Consider the following 21,140-nt stretch of genomic DNA (forward strand, 5'->3'; position numbering starts at 1 on the left):
GCTGGTGTTCAACACCTTATCCACAGGTGTTACACAAATAACGAAGCCCAGCAGTGCGGGAACACTTACTGGGCTTCTCACCACACCGTTATTAGGAGTAACGCTATGGCTGATTCACAGTCTACCCAAACTCACACCAAATTTATATGGCGCTTTCTGGCGCTGGGCATGTCGTCTCGCCGCATTATTCGCATTGTTGCCACTACCGAGCACGAAGCACGGGAAAAATCCCCAGCTGGCTGTGTCATGGTTTTCGCTGGTCGCCTGCCCGTTCAGGAGGTGCGCTATGTTCGATAACACCCCGTTAGAACTGGAAGAAATTATCGATCAATGTCGCGCACTGGCCTACGCCGCGGTTAATACCGATGAACCTCAAGCGCGTGAAATTCTGCTGTTTGTCCTGCAAGAACGTATCGATCACCTGTACCGCACCAGCCAGGCAGAACCAGCACAAGCGGAGGTGTCCCATGTTGCGTGACGCTGCGTTGTCTCAGGCTGCGCATCAGGCCGATCAGTTGTGCGTTCTGCTGCTGTTACTGGAACAAACTCATGAGCAATTAAGTGAAGTCGATATGGCGACAGCGTTAGGGCTTGCCCGTGATCTATCGGCCACCCCTGCTTTATGGCTGCTGGATGAGCAACAGAAGAAAAACCGATGCTGTGAAGGTGATACCCCTGAAAAGACGGAGGTGTCCCGTGACTAATAACGCGCAAAACGCGGCCGCTAACCCGTTCAAAGGCATGGCGATGAATGCCGAGGATGCGATCAACAATATTGCCGGATTGTTGAATGCGGGCATGTTCCTGATGAACACCGATCGCCACCGTAGCGTGGGCATTGAGTTAATTGATATCGCCCATGATTACGCCTGTGAAGTTTCTAAAGGGGGTAATCATGCCTAATCAAACGCCAACCATTACCGCCACGTTACAGGTTACCCCTGATTTCACTGGGCGCATGCTGGTGTACGTGAAGGACGGCAGAGCCACCAGTGACCGTCGATTATTCGATGATGAGCTGGTGGCCGGACTCGATACTTTTCTGGAGCTGGCAACCCGTGCGGGTTATCAGGTGATTTCACCGGACACAGGAGCGGCAGCATGAGCAGACAGGTTTATGAAATCCAGTGCCAGGTTGAGGAAGCGTTACACCACGTCAAAAAATCGAAAGAGATCCTTGATATGTGGCTGAATCTCATCCCAAACGATGAAGCCCGCGAGGGTGAATCTATCCGTGTCGCTATCGTGATGGATCAGGTTATCGAAGCCATTTCCTGTCTGAATAAGGCAGAAGCGATGGGCAGCAACAAAACAGGAGAGGCGCGATAGTGCGTAATATCGATTTTATCCGCAAGGTATCCACTGCTGCTGCGGGGCGCTGGCCTGATGTGCTTTCTCAATTGGGGATTGAGGTTCCCCGTCACCCAACGACGCTTACCCCTTGCCCGGCGTGTGGCGGTACCGATCGCTTTCAGTTCGACAATCTGGAGGGGCGCGGGACATGGCATTGCCGCCACTGTAAGCCGGAAGCCGGTGACGGGCTGGCGCTGGTGATGAACGTTCGCCAGTGTGCCGCAATGGACGCCGCGCAAAGGGTGGCGGAGGTGTTGGGTATCGATGCCCGGACGCTGGAACAGGCCACCAGCCAGAGCGACGCCCGGCAACCGCCAGCGGAAAATAACGGGCGTTCTTCTTCCGTTGACGAAAAAGCCCAACGCTTTACCCCGCGTCTGGCGAAGCTAACCACGCAGGCACAGCCGGGAGAATCTGCATATCTGGCCGGAAAAGGGTTAACCGGCTTTTCGTATCCGCTGCTGTCTGATGGCACGCTGCTGCTGACGCTACAGGACGCGAACGGTACCACCACCGCCGCACAGACGATAAAACCCGATGGCAGCAAGCGACTGGTGACCGATTCCGCTAAGCGTGGGGCGTATCACGCGGTTAACGCCCCTGAACAGCCCGACACGGTGATTATCGGCGAAGGACTGGCGACGGCGTTAAGCGTTCACCTGATGCGCCCTGAGGCGTTGACCATCGCGGCTATCGATGCGGGCAATATGGTGCCGGTGGCAAAAGCGATGCGCACGCAGTATGCCCACGCGCAAATCATCCTTGCTGCGGATAACGACATCGTGGCAGGTAAGCCGAACGCGGGAAAAGACTGGGCAGAGAAAGCCGCCCGTGAGGTGAACGGCTGGGTAACGCTACCGCCCACCAGCGAAAAGGCTGACTGGGATGATTACCGCCAGCAATTCGGATTGGATGCCGCGATACAGGCGTTTGCCGAATCGCTCTATGCGGTATCAGGTGGCAATAAGCCCGCGCATGACGACCCGCTAAGACCACGCGTGGAGGGCCGCAGCGATGGCGTTTTCTGGCTGGCCCCAAAAGTGGATAAAGACAGCGGCGAGGTGATCAACAACGAAAGCTGGCTATGCTCCGCGCTGAACGTGGTGGGCATTGGGCGGGATGAAAAAGACCAGTATCTGATACTGCGCTGGCGGGCAATCGGTGCGAACGCGGATACCACGCAGGCTATCCCACTGGCTGATATCGGTGAGCGTGAAGGCTGGCGAACGCTGAAAAACGGCGGCGTGAACGTCACCACCAAAAACAGCCTGAGGGCGATACTGGCCGACTGGCTCCAGCGCAGCGCCGTGCATGAGATTTGGCATATCGGCCATGCGACAGGCTGGCAGTGCGGTGCCTACATCATGCCGGACGGTGAAATTATCGGACAACCCGACAGGCCGGTACTGTTCAACGGTCGCAGCTCCGCGGCGGCGGGCTACACCGTCAAAGGCACAGCTGAAAGCTGGCGTCACAGCATTGCGCGGCTGGTGGACGGCAACTATTCCATGATGACCGGCATAGCGGCGGCGTTATCCGCTCCGCTTATTGGGCTATCTGGTTCGGACGGATTCGGTATCCATTTCTATGAGCAATCCAGTGCCGGTAAGACCACGGCGGCGAATGTCTCCACCAGTCTGTACGGCAATCCTGATTTACTGCGCCTGACGTGGTACGGCACCGCGCTGGGGCTGGCGAACGAAGCCGCCGCCCACAATGACGGCCTGATGCCGCTGGATGAAGTCGGGCAAGGCGCTGACCCGGTGAGTGTGGCGCAAGCCGCCTATGCCCTGTTTAACGGCGTGGGCAAGTTACAGGGAGCCAAAGAAGGCGGTAACCGGGATTTAAAACGCTGGCGCACGGTGGCGATCAGTACCGGCGAAATGGATTTGGAAACCTTCATTGCCAGCGTGGGCAGAAAAACCAAAGCCGGCCAACTGGTACGCCTGCTGAATATCCCGTTAAGCAAGGCGATACGCTTCCATGAGTACAGCAACGGCAAGCAGCACGCCGATGCGCTGAAAGATGCTTACCAGCGGCACTACGGCGCAGCCGGGCGGGCATGGATTAAGTACCTTGCCGACCACCAGCAACAGGCTATCGAGGCCGTGAGAGCCGCCGAAATACGCTGGCGCGGGCTTATCCCCGCTGACTATGGCGAACAGGTTCACCGCGTGGCCGCACGCTTTGCGGTGATGGAAGCGGCGCTATCGCTGGGCAAGGTTATCACCGGCTGGGATGAGCAGACGAGCCGTGACGCGATACAACACAGCTTTAATGCCTGGGTGCGTGAATTCGGTACCGGCAACAAAGAGCATCAGCAGATTATCGAGCAGTGCGAAGCGTTCCTGAATGCGTGTGGGTTAAGCCGGTTCGCGCCGCTGCCCTACGACCGCGCCAGCCTGCCTATTCGGGATTTGGCCGGATACCGTAACCGGGGCGAACACGACGATGCGCCGATGGTGTTCTACACCTTCCCCGCCACCTTTGAAGGCGAGATTGCCAAAGGGTTTAACGCCAAGCAGTTTGCCGAAATCCTGCGCGGTGCGGGTATGTTGACCCCGCCCACCAGCGGGCGCGGCTATCAGCGTAAGTCTCCGCGTATCGATGGGCGGCAGATAAACGTCTACGTCCTTCAGTATCGTCCGGAGGACAGCCAGCCAGAATAGGATTTATTCACACACGTAGAAAGTGTGTTGGTTCAGTCAGTTCAGTTGGTTCAATGTGTAAATGTGATTGTTATGTAAGGAAAATATTTTCCATGTTGAACCAACACTGAACCAACAACGGGGCATTTTGAACCAACAGCGATAAACGGCTGAGGGGAGGAAAACAACCATGACAGCACAGATTTCCGCTTATGGCCGCCTGGTGGTGGATGTACAGAGCCGCACCACCAGCAACGGTAACACCATGAGTTTCACCCGTATGGCGGTACCGTTGCCCTGTCAGAAGGCAGAGAACGGCGAAGCTACTTTCTGGCTGGCGGTGACGGCCTTTGGCAAACATGCGGACGCGCTGGCGAAACACCAGAAAGGCGACATGGTGAGCGTATCGGGCAACCTGCAAATCACCCAGTGGACAGACGGCCACGGTAACGCACAAACCGGCTACCAGGTGATTGCCGACAGTGTCGTGAGCGCCCGAACGGTACGGCCCGGAGGCCGCAAGGGTGCCGCAGGCCAACCGACTGACGCATTGCGCCGCGCACACGAACAGAGCGCACAAGGTAATAGCCACAACGTACCCGATTTTAGCGATGACGCGCCATTTTGAGGAACGCCACGATGACCGAGAACACACGCACGGTATTACGTCTGAAACGCGCCACAGTGAGCAAGGCAACGACGCCGGGACATGTCGCAGCCGACACCTCACGGGCGACGGAAAAAACAGGCAATAAGCAGCACCGTAAGAACCAGAAAAAGCTCGAACGGCTGGTTTCACTCTGGCCGGACGCCTTCAATCTGGAAAATCCCCGCCCGCTGGCAATCGGGATCGATAAGGCGCTGGCGGCAGATATTGAACGTCGCCAATTATCCGGCGCGGGTTCGCTGCGCTTTTCGCTGGGGTTGTATGTCCACCGTTCTGCTTACGTCAAAGCACTGGCCGCTGGTGGACAACGTTACGGCCTGAACGGCAAGCATCAGGGGGAAGTCACTGCCGAACAGCAGGAACGCGCCAAACAAACGCTTAAAGAAGGGAGAAAAAACCATGTCTAAAAACTGGATGCGCCATTTTGAAATACAGGTACTGGACAAGGCAGGTGAAGGCATCCGCCTCAGTGACTTCAAAGTAATTTTTAACATCGAATGGAATGATAACAAGTGGCCCAGCGTAGCAACGGTGAAGATCTACAACCTATCGCCGGAAACCCAAAACCGCATCATGGGTAAAGAGTTTTCCAGAATAAAAATCATCGCCGGTTATGACGGTATGGCACCGGATGTAAAAGCCTCTGATGTGGGAAAGGTTCGTCTCGTTGAACCCGGTCAAGAGGGACAGAATGACGGGCTAAACCATGGATTGATATATCACGGAGATATACGATTCACCGTCACAGGGAAGGATAATTTAACAGATTCATGGATCAGGATTCAGGCGTGTGATTCTCTTGAGGCTTTTACTATGGCGATGATCAGCACAACGCTGGAAAAGGGTTATACCCTGAAAGATGTCTATGAGTTGCTGATGCGCTCACTGGAGCCTTATGGTATCAGTCGCGGTGCCGTTCCTGAGTTTCCGCCCACAGTATACCCGCGAGGTAAGGTGTTTCACGGTATGGTGCGTGACTACCTTGATAATGTTGCCGAACAATGCGGCGCCAAGTGGCAATTTGCCTACGGCAAGCTCGATATGCTGACCAAAGACACGGCACTGCGTGCGGCAATCGTATTAAATGCCAATACCGGGCTAATTGGGATGCCCCAACAAACCATTGGTGGCGGGGTTAATGTGCGTTGCCTGATTAATCCCAATATTCGCCTTAATGGACTCATTAACTTAGATCAGACTTCAATATATCGCGCCTCACTTTCTGAGCAGGATGTTTCCCGATTGCCGGGACGTATTAGTGAACAGGAAAATAACGGATACCGACAGTTAGAGGGGATACCCCGGAAGGAACAGCCCGCCAGCATAGCCACTGATGGCGTATATATCGTGCGCTACATTGCATATAGCGGGGATACTCGCGGTCAGGCGTGGTATATGGATTTGATTTGTGAAGCAGCCGGTTCGGCAGATGTTTATTCACCGGAAGCACAACAAAAGGTTTATTCGTAATGAAAAAATCATATTTAGCGAATTCTTTCTTGATCGGCCTAATATTCGTAAGTGCAGGTGCGAACGCTGATTTGGCTTGTGGGAATTTCATACTTCATGCGGCAAGTGATGGGTGGACTAGGGTAAATAACGAAAAAGTAACTTCTCAAAAAATAACATTCCTTTCCCGTAAAAATGATTGGGATAACGTCAAAACAGATATGACCCTCATGCCAGCTCGTGATGGTTTCATGTATGGCTTTGAGTTTATTAAACGGGACGGAAAAGCGTTTCTGAATGTGGAATTGATTCGGGGTAATGTCGATTCTCCGCGCTTTATCGGGTCATTTGATTGCAAGAAAATACCGGGTTAAGGGGGAGATTATGGCAAATGTAAGACCAGTTGATGATGCTGAGGTACTTGCTGCTACAGCCAGTAGTATTAAGTCGCAAATGCGATCAGCTATACCGGGGGTTATTCAGTCCTTTGACCCTGAAACCGTAACCTGTGTCGTGTTAATCGGTGTGAGGTCAACGAATGCGCGTAGCTATGATGATGTGAGTAAGAATAATGAGGCGTTAGATTATCCCCTACTGGTAGATGTTCCCGTTGTATTCCCACGCGGCGGCGGTTGCACGTTGACGTTTCCGGTTAAGCCAGGTGATGAATGCCTAGTTATCTTTGCCGATCGATGTATCGATTTCTGGTGGCAGTCTGGTGACGTGCAATCAAGGGTAGACGGCAGGATGCACGATTTATCGGATGCGTTTGTTATCGCGGGCCCTCAGTCGCAGGCGAAAAAGATAAGCGGCATCAGCACCAGTGCCGCGCAGTTGCGAACTGATGACGGTACGGCGTTCGTCGAAGTGGCGGCTGCTGGTGATATCACAGCGACAACTACTGGCAGTATGACAATCAATGCGCCAGTAATCACACTCAACGGCAATGTCACAATTAACGGTAATTTGTCTCAGGGCATGGGTGACGGTGGCGGAACGGCAACGATGAACGGTCCGGTAAACGTCACAAACGATGTTACTGCGGGTGGCAAGAGCTTAATGACGCACACGCACGGCGGCGTACAGCCGGGCAATGGAAACACAGGAGAACCACAGTGAGCAAAATAGAAAACGTTAAACCAGTAGAAACCAGAGTCTTGGATGAAAGTCACCCTGTCCGTACTTTTCTGGACGATCTGAAAAATCAGCCTGAAGCCACCAGCAATAGCATTCATGCTGAACGGGCAACCAGTGACGAAGCGATAATCACACAGTCGAATCAGGCCGGAATTGGTTGATAGTCTGTCACGGTGGGCGGGGTTTCCTGCCCACTTACTGATATCAGCCAGCAGAACGCGAGGAAATGATCATGTTAATGAGTAAGGCAGAATATGCACGGCATTGCGGTGTAAGCCGTCAAACGGTGTATGACTGGGTGAAAAAAGGTGAGGTGGTTCTTTCTGGCGCGAAAATCGATGTCACAGCGACCGATTCCAAACGTAATGGTGATGGAAGCGCTTATATATCCCCAAAAGCTGTAGAAGAGCCACTTGGTGATGAAACCCAAGAAACAGAGCCAAAGTACCAGACCTTCTCGGCTTCAGACCAAGAGGCCGCTGATATCGTGCTGACATTCGATGATATCTACCCGCCTGCATCCACATACGAAGAACTGCAAACACGAATATTAGACGCAGCGGAAGCCCTTAATCTGGAAGTTCGTTTGCTGGAGGTGGACGACGAACATATTCGCGGCATTGAATTGTATGACGCCGATCAAGATTGTGTTGCCCGTCGCTGCGATTCGCACATTTTTGAACTGGAAGCGCTAACGTTTTTGAGATGGCTTGTTGTGGAAAAGAAGTTAGGCCGATTAGATACGGTCACGAAAGCAGGCCTAGCCGCGTTATCCGAACCTTTCATTACCAATGCAAAGGCTGTTTACGGCGACAGGATGGTCGAATAAATCGCATAAGGATCGGCCAAGACTTGACGCTTTTGTACTAAGTGTAAAGCCGGGATGCATAAAAGTGTCAGATTTGCCGTGATAGCGTCAAGTTCCCCCTCAATGTGTAAAGCACCTGATATATAGATTTATATAGGTTATCAGCAGGATGAATCTAACTTAACCAGCCCGTTATCAGGTACGTTCACATCATTGATGAGCGTCAGACTCCCGACCATTGGCCTGTAAAGTACGCGCAGCCTGATGCTAAGATTTGATAAGGTTATTCGCCTGATGTATCGGAATGTATCGGCTTTGCTGGTGGATGTGTAAAGCGCGAACATCACTAATCCTTACGTTCGACCAAAAACGAAACGGATACGGGTTTACATCTTCTGGACACATCCATATAAGCCCAGTTAGTCGTGAGTGCGTGCCTGATGATGTCGCTATTGGTCTGCTCGACTACACGTACCGTTTACGTACCACTGCCAGCGGAACTGACACAGCCCGTACTGGTGCCACTACCACCGGCTGCCGATTGACGTATGCGCAGGCTGTTTACTGTATTGACCCGTTACTGACTGCGATTGACCAGGCTAATAGCCAGTTGGCAGGAATCAGGTAAATAGAAAAATCCTGAAAGAACACCCGACAAGATTAGATAGCTCTCTCGTAACGTAAGTGATCATCAGCACCTTGGCCTATTTTGGAATCCATTAAAAGCGGCTAAAAGATTTAATTAATGTACTTATTTAAAGCCTTGGCGTAAGCCAAGGCTTTGTTTTATTGGGCATTCAACGCTATGAGTTATATATAAGTTGCCGTTCAAAAAAGATTAAAAGGTTTTTTTTCCAGTTCTTTAATGAAAGCTTCTTTGATTGCATCATAGCTGGTAAACCCTTTACTTAAAGGCCCTGTACCGTTAGGCAAGACCTCACCTTCTGAACCGTGTATCAGTACTGTAAAGGTATGCGCGATTTCTGCCTGTATGCTTACAGTGTCTCCCCATAACATAGGGTTACGGTTGTTTTCGGTTATGGCGTCAAAGACTAACGCGATCAAATCAGCAAGGTTTTTTTCATCAAATTGTTCATTTTCTGACATACAAAACGAGACTACTTCATCTGCTCTATAGGGTGCCGCGTACTGTCTTAGCCCGTTATTATATTCTTTATATATAAGTTGAATCATGGCATTAATTTCCCCCTGAACTGGGGCAATACCGTTTTGATTCACCCTATCTTGCTCTTTATAAATCGATAAACAAAAATCAGACAGTTTCATTGCGAAAAGCTCCTAAGTATAAAAACGTAATTCACCAAGCGTCTGCATAACTACTGAGAACGCTCATGGTAAATGAATGCTTGGAGCGTTTTTTTCAACTCTATAAAAACATTTCCATGACATTTCATAACTTTTTGTGACTAAAATTTGTTTAATATTGATATGCCAGCAAGAATACCTCGTGCATGTCGTAAACACGGCTGCGGTCACACAGCAACAGACCGCTCTGGCTACTGTGAGTATTGAATCAATTATTTCCTTTGGTATGATGTAGTTGTTAACCCACGGAAAGTTCAAGGAGGTCTTTTTGACCCAGTTTTTGGACTTCCCCGTAAGCATCCGCTAAGGGCGACTTAGGGTTCCTGAGCCAGGGGTAACAGAAAAATAGAAAGGATAATGAGCAGGGGGAAATACCGAGGCGAGTCATGGCTTACATGACTTTGATTTTTATGCCATTAGGCAATACTGCGGTGTCTATCCCGCCTTATTTGTCGCCCAAATAAGGTTAATACATGAAAAGCCAAGGGGCTCAGGTGACGCTGGTGTTTTCCCCATGCAGGCGGTGCCTGTTGGAATACTCTTAAATACCAGTAATTCGCATTTAGCTTGGCCTGTCTTTCACCTAATAACCGCCTACGGGCGGTTTTTTGTTGCCATCACACCATTCATTCCCAAACGAGTGAATAGCGTAATGGTTTTATCAGGGGGGATAAAAATGGCAGAACCGGACTGGGAGGCCATCGAAACGGCCTACTGTGCCGGAGTGTTGTCCCTCCGTGAAATAGCAGAACTCTATGGCGACGGTATAACCGAGGGAGCCATACGTAAACGGGCCGCTAAACTGGGCTGGGTACGCAATAAAAAAGGCGGTACGCAAAAAGGTACGCAAGTACGCAAAAGCGGTACGCAAAAAAATAGCGTGCGTACCACTCAAAGCCCCGTTAAATCTGGCGATGGCGAAAAGTACGCAGAAGGGAAAGACGAACACCTTCAGAAAACGAAACCTATTCGCGGATCGCGTACCGCATCACCCGTTAACCCATTTCAACACGGCAACCAGCACGCTCTTAAACATGGCGGATACGCTCGCCGCTTATTGCTATTCGCGCTGCTGCCTCTCGAATGTATGCAAATGTTAACGTTCAGGTGCTTTTAAAATCTGTTCAAGGTGAGGCTGTGAACGACGCCGTCATGACGTATGAAAAAGCTATCAAACGACTAACCGCGATGTCGCGATCGTGCGGAACGTGCGGAACGTGATTATTGAAATTGGCGTGAAATTTTGGAATAGGTTGGAAGGATTGGGGTAACGAAAAACGGGTAATGCCTTATCTGGCAAGCAACGCAGGCCAATCGCTACAAATCCGCGTCCAAAAAAGCCGAGATAGTTTTATTTACTTTTACATAACTGAGCATGAATTTTTAGCCTAGCCCGCGCCATTACTGGCTTTGACGGCAATTTGCACACATGGGGTGTAAAACAAGAAAGCGCTGATCGCCATATCCTTTTTCTACGAACTGACGCTAACTATATGCAGAAAAATAGGAAGAAATAGTAAGGTATTGACCTATCGCCATTGCGACAAATTGCGACAAATTGCGACGTTTAAGCCGAATTGCAGGCGCAATTGCGAGTCAGTAATCCTGACGCACAAATTTCGAACAAGGCCAGATGCGTTACTGATTCAGGAACATGCTGATAAAGGGCTTTGTACCCGCTCAAACAGTAATGACAGCAGCGGCTCATGATGTTGGTTCAATCAGGGGTTAGTATTGGTTCAAAACGCCCCTATGTCGGTTCAGCTTTTTGAAAAATAACCAGTGAAAACAATCATCTTTACAAATCGAACCAACTGAACCGACTGAACTAACATACTTTTGCTTATATATGCGTTTTCAGAAAGTGAATTGTAGATCTGGTTATTGGGGGGAATACCGCTGATTCTTACGGCATCCAGAATAGGGCTGTTAAATGAACATAAAACAGTCAATCATCACTATGATTACCCCTGTAAAATATCCCCGGCATATCCCCGAAAAAACAAAGGAGTCACGCTATTAACGTAACTCCTTGATATATTTGGTGGCCCCTGCTGGACTTGAACCAGCGACCAAGCGATTATGAGTCGCCTGCTCTAACCACTGAGCTAAGGGGCCGAATGGGCGGTGATTATACGGTAATGTGTAGGGAAAGGTCTATAGTCTATCTGCCGGGTGGCGGTTTTATACTCAAGATAGCTTGTTGTTATCCTTATCAGAATTTACGATGGGCATAGTCAACGGCAGTAGGAAAAGACATGATTACCGATATTCTGGCAATAAATCTTCAGGTTGTTTTCTGCGGTATTAACCCTGGGCTGTCGACAGCCCATCACGGTTACCATTTTGCTAATCCCAGTAATCGCTTCTGGAAAGTGATTCACCAGGCGGGCTTTACCGAACGTTTGCTGGCACCTACAGAAGAGCAGCATCTGCTGGATACCGGATGCGGCATTACCATGCTGGTGGAGCGCCCAACGGTTGAAGCCACCGAACTGGGGCGGGATGAGCTACTGCAAGGCGGAAATGCGATTGTTGAGAAGATGACGCGCTATCAGCCGCGTGCGCTGGCCGTGCTGGGGAAGCAGGCGTTCAGTCAGGCGTTTGGTATCAAGAAGGTTTCGTGGGGGCGTCAGGAGCAGCGTATTGGCGAGACGCAGGTTTGGGTACTGCCGAACCCTAGCGGGCTGAACCGTGCGACGCTGGAGTCGCTGGTGGCGTCGTATCAGGAGCTACATCAGACATTGCAGGATAGAGCGTAAATCTAGACTAAGCATTCTAACTAACAGGCAAAAAATAACCCCAGCGGCCCGGGGTTATTTAGAGAGGAAGCTATCTAGCGTGGATTAACTGAGAGATAAATTAATCATCCAGGAAGCTACGCAGTACTTCAGAACGGCTTGGATGGCGCAGTTTACGCAGCGCTTTCGCTTCGATCTGACGAATACGCTCACGCGTAACGTCAAACTGTTTACCGACTTCTTCCAGAGTATGATCGGTGTTCATATCGATACCGAAACGCATACGCAGGACTTTCGCTTCACGCGCAGTCAGGCCAGCTAGCACGTCGTGTGTTGCTGAACGCAGGCTTTCCGACGTGGCGGAATCCAGCGGCAGCTCCAACGTCGTATCTTCGATGAAATCGCCCAAGTGTGAATCTTCATCATCACCAATTGGGGTTTCCATTGAAATCGGCTCTTTCGCGATTTTCAGCACTTTACGGATCTTGTCTTCCGGCATCAGCATACGTTCAGCCAGTTCTTCCGGCGTCGGCTCGCGACCCATTTCCTGCAACATCTGACGAGAGATACGGTTCAGCTTGTTGATCGTCTCAATCATGTGTACCGGAATACGGATGGTACGCGCCTGATCGGCGATAGAACGGGTAATCGCCTGACGAATCCACCAAGTCGCATAGGTCGAGAATTTGTAACCGCGGCGATATTCGAACTTATCTACCGCTTTCATCAGGCCGATGTTGCCTTCCTGAATCAGGTCGAGGAACTGCAAACCACGGTTGGTGTATTTCTTCGCGATAGAAATAACCAGACGCAGGTTGGCTTCCACCATTTCTTTCTTGGCACGACGTGCTTTTGCTTCACCAATCGACATACGGCGGTTGATGTCTTTAACTTGCTCGATCGTCAGACCGGTTTCTTCTTCGATCTGTTGCAGTTTCTGTAGGCTGCGGGTGACGTCTTCTTCAACATCATTCAGCTTTTCAGACCAGGGTTTGCCCATTGCTACCGCTGCGGCAAACCAACTGTTGTTGGTTTCATTGCCAGTGAACATGGTGACGAAGTTTTTCTTCGGCATTTTGCATTGTTCAACGCACAATTTGATGATCAAACGCTCCTGAGTACGAACGCGATCCATCATGGAACGCATGCTGTTAACCAGGAAATCAAACTGTTTCGGCACCAGACGGAACTGCTTGAAGACTTCAGACAGGTTCAGAATTTCCTGTGCGGCCAACGCATGACTACGACCGTGGGCTTTGATCACCTGACGGGTCGTTTCATATTGCTCACGCAGTTCAGTGAACTTCTCACGTGCCAGCTCAGGATCGATGCTATTGTCGTCTTCTTCCTCGTCTTCGTCTTCTTCCTCGTCATCATCGCTTATTTCTTCGCTCGAAAGCTCGGAACCAACGTGAGTCGCGGTAGGGGCAATGTCTTCTTCCGCATTAGGATCGACGAAACCGATGATCAGATCGGACAGGCGGCTTTCGCCCGCTTCGACGCGATCGTATTGTTCCAGCAGGTAGGTAATGGCTTCAGGATACTCGGCGACAGAGCACTGAACCTGGTTGATACCGTCTTCAATACGCTTGGCGATATCGATCTCGCCTTCACGCGTCAACAGCTCAACCGTACCCATTTCACGCATGTACATGCGAACCGGATCGGTAGTACGACCAATTTCCGATTCAACACTGGATAGAACCTGCGCAGCAGCCTCTGCCGCATCTTCATCGGCATCATTGGTGTTTTCGGCCAGCAGCAGATCGTCTGCATCAGGCGCTTCTTCCATCACCTGGATGCCCATGTCGTTAATCATCTGGATGATATCTTCGATCTGATCCGAGTCGATGATATCTTCCGGCAGATGGTCATTGACCTCAGCATAGGTCAGGTAGCCTTGCTCCTTACCACGGGTGACAAGCAGTTTCAGCTGTGACTGCGGGTTTTGCTCCATAAGACGGTATCCACACTTCAGAGTATTTGGGTTGGTGTCGGTCAGCGTAGTTCGCTAACAATAGCATTAGGGGTATTTTTATTATCGCCGCAGCCCCTGTAGCGGCTCTTTGCAGGGCTCAACCCTGCTATTTATCGGCAATTAAGCCTCTGTATCAGTGTTTTCTGGTCAACGCCAGTTGCAACGACCAAAGCTCTTTTTTTTCTTTGGCGTTGAGCCCGTGTGTTCTGTCACGAGCTATCAATGTTTCTTGTCGCTGTTTCAATAGCTGATCGTAGAGCTCTGCCAGACTGATTCTGAACTTCTCGTCGAGCTCTTCCTCTACGATCATATGGTTCCACGAAGCCATGGTTTCAAGCTGCTTCCGGTATTTGCTGTCGCGATATTTTTCCAACAGCAGACCCATATTCATTCCTGGGCTGGCGTTGCAGGTTTTCACCAAGTCCTGAAACAGCGATAAACCCGCCACTTTGTCTTCTTCAATACCTTCCAGTGCGAGGTCAGGAACCTCTGCCGCCAGTCTCGGGTTTTGTACTAAAAGCCCTACAAGTATACGCATAGTTGTGACTTTTAGTTGCGGCGGCTGGTAGGATTGAGCCTGCTCAGCCACTTTGGGTAGCAGTCTGTCTAACTGGCTGTCGTCTAAAATACCTAGCTTGTTGCCGAGCTGCTGGCGTAAATACAGCCGCAACGTCTCTCCCGGCACCTGGCCTATCAGCGGCAGTACCAGCGTGCTGAGCTTGGTTCGGCCGTCAGGCGAACTCATATCCACCTGCTGTTGCAACGTCTCAAACAGGAACTGCGACAGCGGCAGAGCGTGTTCCATGCGCTGCTCAAATACTGCTTTGCCTTCTTTACGTACCAGCGTGTCGGGGTCTTCACCGTCCGGCAGGAACATAAAGCGTAGCTGACGACCATCGTTCAAATAGGGTAGCGCAGTTTCCAGCGCGCGCCATGCCGCTTCGCGTCCGGCACGGTCTCCGTCGTAACAACACACCACCAGGTCTGTAGCACGAAATAGTAACTGAATGTGATCGGCGGTCGTGGAAGTCCCCAACGAGGCCACCGCATAATCAATACCAAACTGCGCCAGCGCCACTACATCCATGTAGCCCTCAACAACCAAGAGTCGTTTGAGTTCAGTATGGTTTTGCTGCGCTTCATACAGGCCGTACAGTTGGCGACCTTTATGAAAAATCTCTGTTTCCGGCGAGTTAAGATACTTTGGTGTACCGTCGCCTAATACGCGTCCGCCAAAGGCAATCACTCGACCCCGTTTGTCGCGGATAGGAAACATCACACGCTCACGGAAGCGATCATACGTTCGGCCTTGATCGTTAGTCACCAGCATGCCGGCATCGTTCAATGTGCTGCGATCGTCATTATTTCGGCCAAAGCGTTTTAAAACGTTATCCCAGCCGGGCGGGGCGAAGCCAATCGCAAAATGGCTGATGACGTCTGCGCTTAAACCGCGCTGTTGCAGATACTGTAACGCTGGCGTACCCACCGACTGAGTGAGCGCTTGCTGATAAAACCCGCTGAGCTGACCCATCAATTCGTACAGGCTTTGCCGCTGGTGGCGCTCTAACTGGGTTGGGCCTGTGCCCGTTTCATAAGGCACTTCGAGGCCATATTGCGTGGCAAGTTCTTCAATGGTTTCAACGAATTCGAGACGATCGTAATTCATCAAAAAGTCAATGGCGTTGCCGTGCGCGCCACAGCCAAAACAGTGATAGAACTGTTTGTCACCGTTTACGGTGAATGAGGGGGTTTTTTCGTGATGGAACGGACAACACGCATGGTAGTTCTTGCCCTGCTTTTTCAGTTTGACGCGCGCGTCAATGAGATCGACGATGTCGGTGCGAGCCAGCAGGTCATTAATAAATACGCGTGGGATTCGTCCAGCCATAAGCCCCTGGTGTATACCTTATGTAACGTAGTCACATTGGATATAGCTTATAAACGACAACAAGCCGCGCTCCCTTTCGGAAAGCACGGCCTTCGTATGCAACTGCTAAGTCTGCGGATTAATCACGCGTAGGAGGGAGAACCCTCCTGAAAATTAATACAGACGAGTGCGGCGTGCGTTTTCTCGAGCCAATTTCTTCGCGTGACGTTTCACTGCAGAAGCTTTAGCGCGCTTACGTTCGGTCGTTGGTTTTTCATAAAACTCACGACGACGAACTTCAGCCAGAACGCCTGCTTTTTCACAGGAACGTTTGAAGCGACGCAGAGCTACGTCGAACGGCTCGTTTTCACGTACTTTAATTACCGGCATGTGCCTCTCACCTCAATAAATTCGGTTTGCCGCTGGCCTTGTGCCAGCCTTTTCAAAATGGTGCGGAATTCTACTGCAAACGTGACGCCTTTGTAAAGCATTGCGGTGATCATAAAACGCGCAACCGAGGCCAGCACAGAAATCAGGCCGCTTATGGTAGACTATCCACAGTTTGAAGCAAGCTGCATTTACCGCGTGCTTGTATCGTCATCAAGGTAGGAACAGTAATGCGTGTATTGGGTATCGAAACATCCTGTGATGAAACTGGCGTGGCCATTTATGACACAGTAACCGGTTTGCTCGCTAATCAATTATACAGCCAGGTCAAATTGCATGCTGACTACGGTGGCGTAGTGCCTGAGCTTGCCTCACGTGACCACGTGCGTAAAACGGTGCCGTTGATTCAGGCTGCGCTGTGTGAAGCTGGGTTACAGGCAGGTGACATCGATGGTGTGGCTTATACCGCTGGGCCTGGTTTAGTTGGCGCGTTATTGGTGGGCGCGACTGTCGGTCGTGCTTTGGCGTTTGCCTGGGGGGTGCCAGCGATACCTGTGCACCACATGGAAGGGCATTTGTTGGCACCAATGCTGGAAGATAATCCGCCAGCGTTTCCCTTCGTTGCGCTGCTGGTTTCTGGTGGCCACACGCAGCTCATCAGCGTGACGGGCATTGGTGAATACCGTTTGCTGGGTGAGTCGGTTGACGATGCGGCGGGTGAAGCATTTGATAAAACCGCCAAGTTACTGGGTTTGGATTATCCAGGTGGCCCAATGTTGTCGAAAATGGCGCAGGCAGGTGATCCTCATCGCTTTACATTTCCACGCCCGATGACCGATCGGCCGGGGCTGGATTTCAGTTTCTCTGGGCTAAAAACGTTTGCTGCTAATACGATTCGTAGTAATGGCAATGACGATCAAACGCGCGCCGACATTGCACGTTCATTTGAAGACGCTGTCGTGGATACGCTGGCTATCAAGTGTCGTCGTGCGCTGGATGAAACAGGTTTTAAACGACTGGTCATGGCAGGGGGCGTGAGCGCCAACCGGACGTTGCGCCAGCGTTTAGGTGAGGTGATGGCAAAACGCGGTGGTGAAGTATTTTATGCGCGCCCCGAATTCTGCACGGATAACGGCGCGATGATTGCCTACGCGGGCAGCGTTCGTCTGGTTCATGGTGCGAGCCAGACGCTTGGTGTATCTGTTCGACCACGCTGGCCATTGGCTGAATTGCCCGCAGTGTAAGCATTCGAGTGATCATCGCTACGTGTAGCAGATTCTACACGTAGCAAAAAGCGGCAGCGGACGAGCTAATTACAACTCTTGTTCGAATAACACCAAAATTGCTTCGTAAAGCTGTTTGACACTGAAGCCTCTTGCTGGCGTGGTGAAGATGGTGTCATCACCCGCGATGGTGCCCAGAATGCCTTCAGATTTTCCTAGTGAGTCTAGCAGGCGGGCTATGAGCTGCGCGGCACCTGGGCTGGTATGAATTACGATAACAGCGTCATTGTGGTCTACGTCCAACACCAGATTCTTTAGCGGGCTGGACGTGGTCGGGACACCGAGTTCGGCAGGGAGACAATACACCATCTCCATTTTGGCATTGCGTGTGCGCACTGCACCAAATTTCGTTAGCATGCGTGACACTTTGGATTGGTTGATGTTTTCAAACCCTTCGTCTTGCAATGCTTGAACAATTTCACTTTGGGAACTGAACTTCTCTTCCTTTAACAGCGCTTTGAACGCTTTAACGAGGTCTTCTTGTTTTGTCGAATTTCGCATTCTGCACCGGATTAATTGTTATGGTTAATCTTCTTATTATGCAGTTGTGTGAATTTTTATGCAATTAAATTGCGTATAATTCCAGTCTATTTCCCCAGATATGCGCTAGCTGCTGTTTTCAAAAAAATTCAGTCTCTCGGCAGTCCGAAAAATGCGCCCTGCGTCACATAAAAGTAAATCAAATGTTATCAGAATGATGTTGTTTGGACGTCGTTGATCGGTGTAATGTAGCGCACTGGTTAAACGCACGTGAATTAACACCACGTTATAGCTCAATAGCTTATTAACTTTACTTACCTTTCGAACGAATGGCTGTTTTTGATTTATTATTAGAGACATAGCGTATTTTTATCTCTCATGTTATTTGCAGAAAGATAAGTAAACTGATTTTACCTTTATTTTTTATATTCTGTTTATAACCAAATGAATTCACGGCACTTTTTTATTTTACGATAATAAGGAGTTTAGGATGAAAGTTGCAGTTCTCGGAGCAGCAGGTGGTATCGGTCAGGCACTCGCACTCCTCCTCAAAACCCAGCTTCCTTCAGGTTCAGAACTATCCCTTTACGATATTGCTCCGGTAACGCCGGGTGTTGCTGTCGATCTGAGCCATATTCCTACCGCAGTGAAGATCAAAGGCTATAGCGGTGAAGATGCTAAACCAGCGCTTGCTGGTGCGGATATCGTACTGATTTCTGCCGGTGTGGCACGTAAACCTGGTATGGATCGTTCCGATCTGTTCAACGTCAACGCAGGTATTGTGCGTAACCTGGTTGAGCAAATTGCGGTGACCTGCCCGAAAGCCTGCATCGGTATCATCACTAACCCAGTGAACACGACCGTCGCTATCGCAGCCGAAGTGCTGAAAAAAGCCGGCGTATACGACAAAAACAAACTGTTTGGCGTAACCACGTTGGATATCATCCGTTCCAACACGTTTGTTGCTGAGTTAAAAGGCAAACAGCCGCAGGATATTAACGTGCCGGTTATCGGTGGACACTCAGGTGTGACGATTCTGCCTCTGCTGTCTCAGGTTCCTGGCATCAGCTTCAGCGAGCAGGAAGTGGCTGATCTGACCAAGCGTATTCAAAATGCAGGTACTGAGGTTGTTGAAGCCAAAGCAGGTGGCGGATCGGCAACGCTGTCTATGGGACAGGCTGCTGCGCGTTTTGGTTTGTCTCTGGTCCGCGCACTGCAAGGCGAAAGCGGTGTGGTGGAATGTGCTTACGTTGAAAGCGATGGTAAACATGCCCGCTTCTTCGCTCAGCCGATTCTGTTAGGTAAAGATGGCGTCGCTGAACGTAAAGACATTGGCGCATTAAGTGCGTTTGAGCAAAATGCACTTAACAGTATGCTGGATACGCTTAAGCAGGATATTGAGTTAGGCGAGACCTTCATCAAGAACTAATCATTGCGATTGTTAATAATACGCAGAATAAAAAGCCGGAGATCGACATCTCCGGCTTTTCTTTTTTAATCGGGGCGGATGAGTTTTTTTCTGTCGATAAGCTCATTGGTTTCTGGATTGTAATATCGGCTGGGCCAAATCTCTGATGGGTGAATACTCAGCGCATCGGCGATAAGCCATTCCCCCTTGGGCCAAGGTCGTGAGAGCGCGTTAGCTAACGTAGATGAGCTTAATCCGGCTGCTCGCGATACTGCCGCCAGCGTTGTATTTTTCTTGCGCAGTGCAGCAATGATATCAGCGGGATGCCAGTCTTGTTTCCTTAAAATCATAATCCTTCCCTTATTTGCTATAAGACGACTGTAGATTAGTGGTATAAATAACGGATGTTAGTTATATGCCGAGCTAACATGACATTATTATTTGGAAATAATATAGCATTAATTTTCCTTAAAATTCTCAATATATTTCCAAAATAAACGCGTTTTTGTTAGGGATGGCACTATCAGGATGAAAGGCAATGAAAAAAGAGTGGTTTGCTACCAGCGAATTGGTTGGAGTCGGCGGCCTTCCGAAATCAAGACAAGGATTGAATAAGCGCGCCCGTGAGGATGGATGGGAGAAACGCCGCCGCAAAGGCGTCCAGGGACGGGGAGTGGAGTATTCAATTCACAGCTTGCCGGAGACGGTAAAACAATCCCTATTACTCGACATCGAGCCTTCCGCCTACTCGGCGAGACAGCCTGCGGCATTAGCCGTATGGATGCAGATCTATCAGCAACTATCTGAAAAAGAAAGAGATGAGCTAATCGCTTATATTCTACGGGTCGGGGTGTCTACTACGCTGAGCCAGTTGGGTATTACTCCTTCAGGTGGGGACGTTGCCTCATCAATGGAGATTGGCTGATTTGCCACTGATACGTGCTCTGGTCGTTAATCTTAGCGATAGAGAGGAACCTGTATTGTCTTTTGCTTTGTAGCCGTGTTCTGGCTGCGATGTTTGGGCATCGCGCTGGATTTAATCATTTCTTCTATTACTTAGATGTGTCGGTAACGCGTAAAAGTTAGCGGTTTAGGTAATTATAGTCTACTATATGGAAACTTTTGGGCGAGTTGACGTAATGCCTGTTCAAAACAAACAAGGGAGTGACGAATATGGACAAAGAATGGTTTGCAACAAGTGAGCTGGTTGGCGTAGGTGGGTTGCCTAAGTCACCGCAGGGACTGAACAAACGGGCGCGAGACGACGGTTGGGAAAAGCGCAGGCGTAAAGGCGTTCAAGGGCGTGGCGTCGAATACTCTATTCGTAGTTTGCCGAATGAAGTCAGGAATTCTTTGCTAGTGAAAGAGAATCCGCCAGCAGAGTATTATCGCATTGATAACGAACCGACCCTGTTGTCATCATGGGTGCATATTTTCCATCAGCTATCCGTTGATGAGCGTGCCCAACTGATTAATTTCATCTTGCGTGAAGGAACAATAGCGATGTTGTCTCGGTTGGATGATGTCACCATCGATCAGACTGCCTAGTCTGTCGAACGAGTAGCGCTGCAAGGCAGCGCTACTTAGGTTGAATAAACGTGCTTGCCA

Annotated in this window: 26 protein-coding genes, 1 tRNA gene and 1 pseudogene; 21 read left to right on the plus strand and 7 right to left on the minus strand. The window is 50.2% G+C overall.

All coding sequences use genetic code 11. The features are described 5' to 3' along the window. The first annotated feature begins 105 nt into the window (after nucleotides 1-105). From A7983_RS11320 to A7983_RS23435, 15 genes are all read left to right on the plus strand, one after another. Nucleotides 106-297 (plus strand): host cell division inhibitor Icd-like protein, encoded by a 192-nt coding sequence (locus A7983_RS11320; protein ID WP_005971436.1) that lies wholly within the window; start codon nucleotides 106-108, stop codon nucleotides 295-297. Next, nucleotides 287-478, plus strand: a complete 192-nt coding sequence (locus A7983_RS11325; protein ID WP_005971438.1) for a hypothetical protein — start codon at nucleotides 287-289, stop codon at nucleotides 476-478. Before A7983_RS11320 ends, A7983_RS11325 begins: the two co-directional genes overlap by 11 nt. Beyond that, nucleotides 468-704, plus strand: a complete 237-nt coding sequence (locus tag A7983_RS11330) for a hypothetical protein (protein WP_005971441.1) — start codon at nucleotides 468-470, stop codon at nucleotides 702-704. The genes A7983_RS11325 and A7983_RS11330 overlap by 11 nt, the downstream gene beginning before the upstream one ends. Beyond that, the gene (locus A7983_RS11335; RefSeq protein WP_005971443.1) at nucleotides 697-903 is read left to right on the plus strand and encodes a hypothetical protein; all 207 of its coding nucleotides are present in this window, start codon (nucleotides 697-699) and stop codon (nucleotides 901-903) included. Before A7983_RS11330 ends, A7983_RS11335 begins: the two co-directional genes overlap by 8 nt. Further along, on the plus strand, nucleotides 896-1,105 hold the full coding sequence (locus tag A7983_RS11340) for a hypothetical protein (RefSeq protein ID WP_005971445.1): 210 nt from the start codon (nucleotides 896-898) through the stop codon (nucleotides 1,103-1,105). The genes A7983_RS11335 and A7983_RS11340 overlap by 8 nt, the downstream gene beginning before the upstream one ends. Further along, nucleotides 1,102-1,329, plus strand: coding sequence for a hypothetical protein (locus tag A7983_RS11345; RefSeq protein WP_005971447.1), 228 nt, complete (start codon nucleotides 1,102-1,104; stop codon nucleotides 1,327-1,329). Before A7983_RS11340 ends, A7983_RS11345 begins: the two co-directional genes overlap by 4 nt. Beyond that, nucleotides 1,329-4,022, plus strand: coding sequence for a TOPRIM and DUF927 domain-containing protein (locus A7983_RS11350; protein WP_005971449.1), 2,694 nt, complete (start codon nucleotides 1,329-1,331; stop codon nucleotides 4,020-4,022). The genes A7983_RS11345 and A7983_RS11350 overlap by 1 nt, the downstream gene beginning before the upstream one ends. 169 nt (nucleotides 4,023-4,191) lie before the next feature. Further along, a complete protein-coding gene (locus tag A7983_RS11355) occupies nucleotides 4,192-4,629 on the plus strand; it encodes a single-stranded DNA-binding protein (RefSeq protein ID WP_005971451.1) in 438 nt (145 codons plus the stop codon). Between the two features lie 11 nt (nucleotides 4,630-4,640). Next, nucleotides 4,641-5,075 carry a ProQ/FINO family protein gene (locus A7983_RS11360; protein ID WP_005971453.1) on the plus strand — a complete coding sequence of 145 codons (435 nt, stop codon included), beginning with the start codon at nucleotides 4,641-4,643 and terminating at the stop codon, nucleotides 5,073-5,075. Then, nucleotides 5,068-6,138 (plus strand): hypothetical protein, encoded by a 1,071-nt coding sequence (locus A7983_RS11365; protein ID WP_005971455.1) that lies wholly within the window; start codon nucleotides 5,068-5,070, stop codon nucleotides 6,136-6,138. The genes A7983_RS11360 and A7983_RS11365 overlap by 8 nt, the downstream gene beginning before the upstream one ends. Then, nucleotides 6,138-6,491, plus strand: coding sequence for a hypothetical protein (locus A7983_RS11370; protein WP_005971457.1), 354 nt, complete (start codon nucleotides 6,138-6,140; stop codon nucleotides 6,489-6,491). Before A7983_RS11365 ends, A7983_RS11370 begins: the two co-directional genes overlap by 1 nt. 10 nt (nucleotides 6,492-6,501) lie before the next feature. After that, nucleotides 6,502-7,236 carry a Gp138 family membrane-puncturing spike protein gene (locus A7983_RS11375; RefSeq protein ID WP_005971459.1) on the plus strand — a complete coding sequence of 245 codons (735 nt, stop codon included), beginning with the start codon at nucleotides 6,502-6,504 and terminating at the stop codon, nucleotides 7,234-7,236. Beyond that, complete coding sequence (locus A7983_RS11380) at nucleotides 7,233-7,415, plus strand: hypothetical protein (RefSeq protein WP_005971462.1); 183 nt, start codon at nucleotides 7,233-7,235, stop codon at nucleotides 7,413-7,415. The genes A7983_RS11375 and A7983_RS11380 overlap by 4 nt, the downstream gene beginning before the upstream one ends. A 71-nt stretch (nucleotides 7,416-7,486) precedes the next feature. Beyond that, complete coding sequence (locus A7983_RS24475) at nucleotides 7,487-8,083, plus strand: helix-turn-helix transcriptional regulator (RefSeq protein ID WP_005971464.1); 597 nt, start codon at nucleotides 7,487-7,489, stop codon at nucleotides 8,081-8,083. A 412-nt stretch (nucleotides 8,084-8,495) separates the two neighbouring features. Next, entirely contained in the window at nucleotides 8,496-8,690 is a 195-nt protein-coding gene (locus A7983_RS23435) for a hypothetical protein (protein WP_174549430.1), read from the plus strand. A gap of 200 nt (nucleotides 8,691-8,890) precedes the next feature. On the opposite strand, the gene A7983_RS11390 is transcribed toward A7983_RS23435, so the two are convergent. Then, nucleotides 8,891-9,349 carry a hypothetical protein gene (locus A7983_RS11390; RefSeq protein ID WP_005971467.1) on the minus strand — a complete coding sequence of 153 codons (459 nt, stop codon included), beginning with the start codon at nucleotides 9,347-9,349 and terminating at the stop codon, nucleotides 8,891-8,893. A gap of 715 nt (nucleotides 9,350-10,064) precedes the next feature. On the opposite strand from A7983_RS11390, the pseudogene A7983_RS24485 reads away from it, so the two are divergent. Continuing rightward, nucleotides 10,065-10,451: pseudogene (locus A7983_RS24485) on the plus strand (hypothetical protein); the annotation flags it as partial. A 979-nt stretch (nucleotides 10,452-11,430) separates the two neighbouring features. Here A7983_RS24485 and A7983_RS11400 read toward each other — a convergent pair. Then, nucleotides 11,431-11,506, minus strand: a tRNA-Ile gene (locus tag A7983_RS11400). Between the two features lie 140 nt (nucleotides 11,507-11,646). On the opposite strand from A7983_RS11400, the gene mug reads away from it, so the two are divergent. Continuing rightward, nucleotides 11,647-12,150 carry a G/U mismatch-specific DNA glycosylase gene (gene mug, locus A7983_RS11405; protein WP_005971472.1) on the plus strand — a complete coding sequence of 168 codons (504 nt, stop codon included), beginning with the start codon at nucleotides 11,647-11,649 and terminating at the stop codon, nucleotides 12,148-12,150. 100 nt (nucleotides 12,151-12,250) lie between these two features. Here the strand turns inward: mug and rpoD are convergent, their stop codons facing one another. From rpoD to rpsU, 3 genes are all read right to left on the minus strand, one after another. Beyond that, entirely contained in the window at nucleotides 12,251-14,086 is a 1,836-nt protein-coding gene (rpoD, locus tag A7983_RS11410) for an RNA polymerase sigma factor RpoD (RefSeq protein ID WP_005971474.1), read from the minus strand. A 154-nt stretch (nucleotides 14,087-14,240) separates the two neighbouring features. Then, nucleotides 14,241-15,995, minus strand: coding sequence for a DNA primase (gene dnaG / locus A7983_RS11415; RefSeq protein ID WP_005971476.1), 1,755 nt, complete (start codon nucleotides 15,993-15,995; stop codon nucleotides 14,241-14,243). A 153-nt stretch (nucleotides 15,996-16,148) separates the two neighbouring features. Further along, nucleotides 16,149-16,364 (minus strand): 30S ribosomal protein S21, encoded by a 216-nt coding sequence (rpsU, locus tag A7983_RS11420; RefSeq protein ID WP_001144069.1) that lies wholly within the window; start codon nucleotides 16,362-16,364, stop codon nucleotides 16,149-16,151. A gap of 227 nt (nucleotides 16,365-16,591) precedes the next feature. On the opposite strand from rpsU, the gene tsaD reads away from it, so the two are divergent. Beyond that, nucleotides 16,592-17,605: a tRNA (adenosine(37)-N6)-threonylcarbamoyltransferase complex transferase subunit TsaD gene (gene tsaD / locus A7983_RS11425; RefSeq protein ID WP_005971479.1), complete on the plus strand. Its 1,014-nt coding sequence runs from the start codon at nucleotides 16,592-16,594 to the stop codon at nucleotides 17,603-17,605. 69 nt (nucleotides 17,606-17,674) lie between these two features. Here tsaD and argR read toward each other — a convergent pair whose 3' ends face one another. Then, the gene (gene argR, locus A7983_RS11430) at nucleotides 17,675-18,145 is read right to left on the minus strand and encodes a transcriptional regulator ArgR (RefSeq protein ID WP_005971482.1); all 471 of its coding nucleotides are present in this window, start codon (nucleotides 18,143-18,145) and stop codon (nucleotides 17,675-17,677) included. A gap of 469 nt (nucleotides 18,146-18,614) precedes the next feature. Here argR and mdh point away from each other — a divergent pair, with 469 nt between their 5' ends. After that, nucleotides 18,615-19,553 (plus strand): malate dehydrogenase, encoded by a 939-nt coding sequence (gene mdh, locus A7983_RS11435; protein ID WP_005971486.1) that lies wholly within the window; start codon nucleotides 18,615-18,617, stop codon nucleotides 19,551-19,553. A gap of 65 nt (nucleotides 19,554-19,618) precedes the next feature. On the opposite strand, the gene A7983_RS11440 is transcribed toward mdh, so the two are convergent. Continuing rightward, nucleotides 19,619-19,882, minus strand: coding sequence for a helix-turn-helix domain-containing protein (locus A7983_RS11440; RefSeq protein ID WP_005971488.1), 264 nt, complete (start codon nucleotides 19,880-19,882; stop codon nucleotides 19,619-19,621). A 188-nt stretch (nucleotides 19,883-20,070) separates the two neighbouring features. On the opposite strand from A7983_RS11440, the gene A7983_RS11445 reads away from it, so the two are divergent. Together A7983_RS11445 and A7983_RS11450 are read left to right on the plus strand one after the other, a co-directional pair. Continuing rightward, nucleotides 20,071-20,457: a DNA-binding protein gene (locus A7983_RS11445; protein ID WP_005971490.1), complete on the plus strand. Its 387-nt coding sequence runs from the start codon at nucleotides 20,071-20,073 to the stop codon at nucleotides 20,455-20,457. A gap of 248 nt (nucleotides 20,458-20,705) precedes the next feature. Further along, nucleotides 20,706-21,080 carry a DNA-binding protein gene (locus tag A7983_RS11450; RefSeq protein ID WP_005971492.1) on the plus strand — a complete coding sequence of 125 codons (375 nt, stop codon included), beginning with the start codon at nucleotides 20,706-20,708 and terminating at the stop codon, nucleotides 21,078-21,080. Nucleotides 21,081-21,140: the final 60 nt, after the last annotated feature.

This window comes from Pectobacterium wasabiae CFBP 3304 (genome assembly GCF_001742185.1).
Classification (GTDB): domain Bacteria; phylum Pseudomonadota; class Gammaproteobacteria; order Enterobacterales; family Enterobacteriaceae; genus Pectobacterium; species Pectobacterium wasabiae.

Bases quoted from the DNA above. Each gene is read 5' to 3' on its own strand.
- A7983_RS11445 (WP_005971490.1), top strand. From the start codon at position 20,071: ATGAAAAAAGAGTGGTTTGCTACCAGCGAATTGGTTGGAGTCGGCGGC.
- A7983_RS11390 (WP_005971467.1), bottom strand. From the start codon at position 9,349: ATGAAACTGTCTGATTTTTGTTTATCGATTTATAAAGAGCAAGATAGG.
- A7983_RS11450 (WP_005971492.1), top strand. From the start codon at position 20,706: ATGGACAAAGAATGGTTTGCAACAAGTGAGCTGGTTGGCGTAGGTGGG.
- rpsU (WP_001144069.1), bottom strand. From the start codon at position 16,364: ATGCCGGTAATTAAAGTACGTGAAAACGAGCCGTTCGACGTAGCTCTG.
- A7983_RS11345 (WP_005971447.1), top strand. From the start codon at position 1,102: ATGAGCAGACAGGTTTATGAAATCCAGTGCCAGGTTGAGGAAGCGTTA.
- mdh (WP_005971486.1), top strand. From the start codon at position 18,615: ATGAAAGTTGCAGTTCTCGGAGCAGCAGGTGGTATCGGTCAGGCACTC.
- mug (WP_005971472.1), top strand. From the start codon at position 11,647: ATGATTACCGATATTCTGGCAATAAATCTTCAGGTTGTTTTCTGCGGT.
- A7983_RS11360 (WP_005971453.1), top strand. From the start codon at position 4,641: ATGACCGAGAACACACGCACGGTATTACGTCTGAAACGCGCCACAGTG.
- A7983_RS11370 (WP_005971457.1), top strand. From the start codon at position 6,138: ATGAAAAAATCATATTTAGCGAATTCTTTCTTGATCGGCCTAATATTC.
- rpoD (WP_005971474.1), bottom strand. From the start codon at position 14,086: ATGGAGCAAAACCCGCAGTCACAGCTGAAACTGCTTGTCACCCGTGGT.
- tsaD (WP_005971479.1), top strand. From the start codon at position 16,592: ATGCGTGTATTGGGTATCGAAACATCCTGTGATGAAACTGGCGTGGCC.
- A7983_RS11340 (WP_005971445.1), top strand. From the start codon at position 896: ATGCCTAATCAAACGCCAACCATTACCGCCACGTTACAGGTTACCCCT.
- A7983_RS11325 (WP_005971438.1), top strand. From the start codon at position 287: ATGTTCGATAACACCCCGTTAGAACTGGAAGAAATTATCGATCAATGT.
- A7983_RS11440 (WP_005971488.1), bottom strand. From the start codon at position 19,882: ATGATTTTAAGGAAACAAGACTGGCATCCCGCTGATATCATTGCTGCA.
- A7983_RS11365 (WP_005971455.1), top strand. From the start codon at position 5,068: ATGTCTAAAAACTGGATGCGCCATTTTGAAATACAGGTACTGGACAAG.
- argR (WP_005971482.1), bottom strand. From the start codon at position 18,145: ATGCGAAATTCGACAAAACAAGAAGACCTCGTTAAAGCGTTCAAAGCG.
- A7983_RS11320 (WP_005971436.1), top strand. From the start codon at position 106: ATGGCTGATTCACAGTCTACCCAAACTCACACCAAATTTATATGGCGC.
- dnaG (WP_005971476.1), bottom strand. From the start codon at position 15,995: ATGGCTGGACGAATCCCACGCGTATTTATTAATGACCTGCTGGCTCGC.
- A7983_RS11355 (WP_005971451.1), top strand. From the start codon at position 4,192: ATGACAGCACAGATTTCCGCTTATGGCCGCCTGGTGGTGGATGTACAG.
- A7983_RS11330 (WP_005971441.1), top strand. From the start codon at position 468: ATGTTGCGTGACGCTGCGTTGTCTCAGGCTGCGCATCAGGCCGATCAG.
- A7983_RS11375 (WP_005971459.1), top strand. From the start codon at position 6,502: ATGGCAAATGTAAGACCAGTTGATGATGCTGAGGTACTTGCTGCTACA.
- A7983_RS24475 (WP_005971464.1), top strand. From the start codon at position 7,487: ATGTTAATGAGTAAGGCAGAATATGCACGGCATTGCGGTGTAAGCCGT.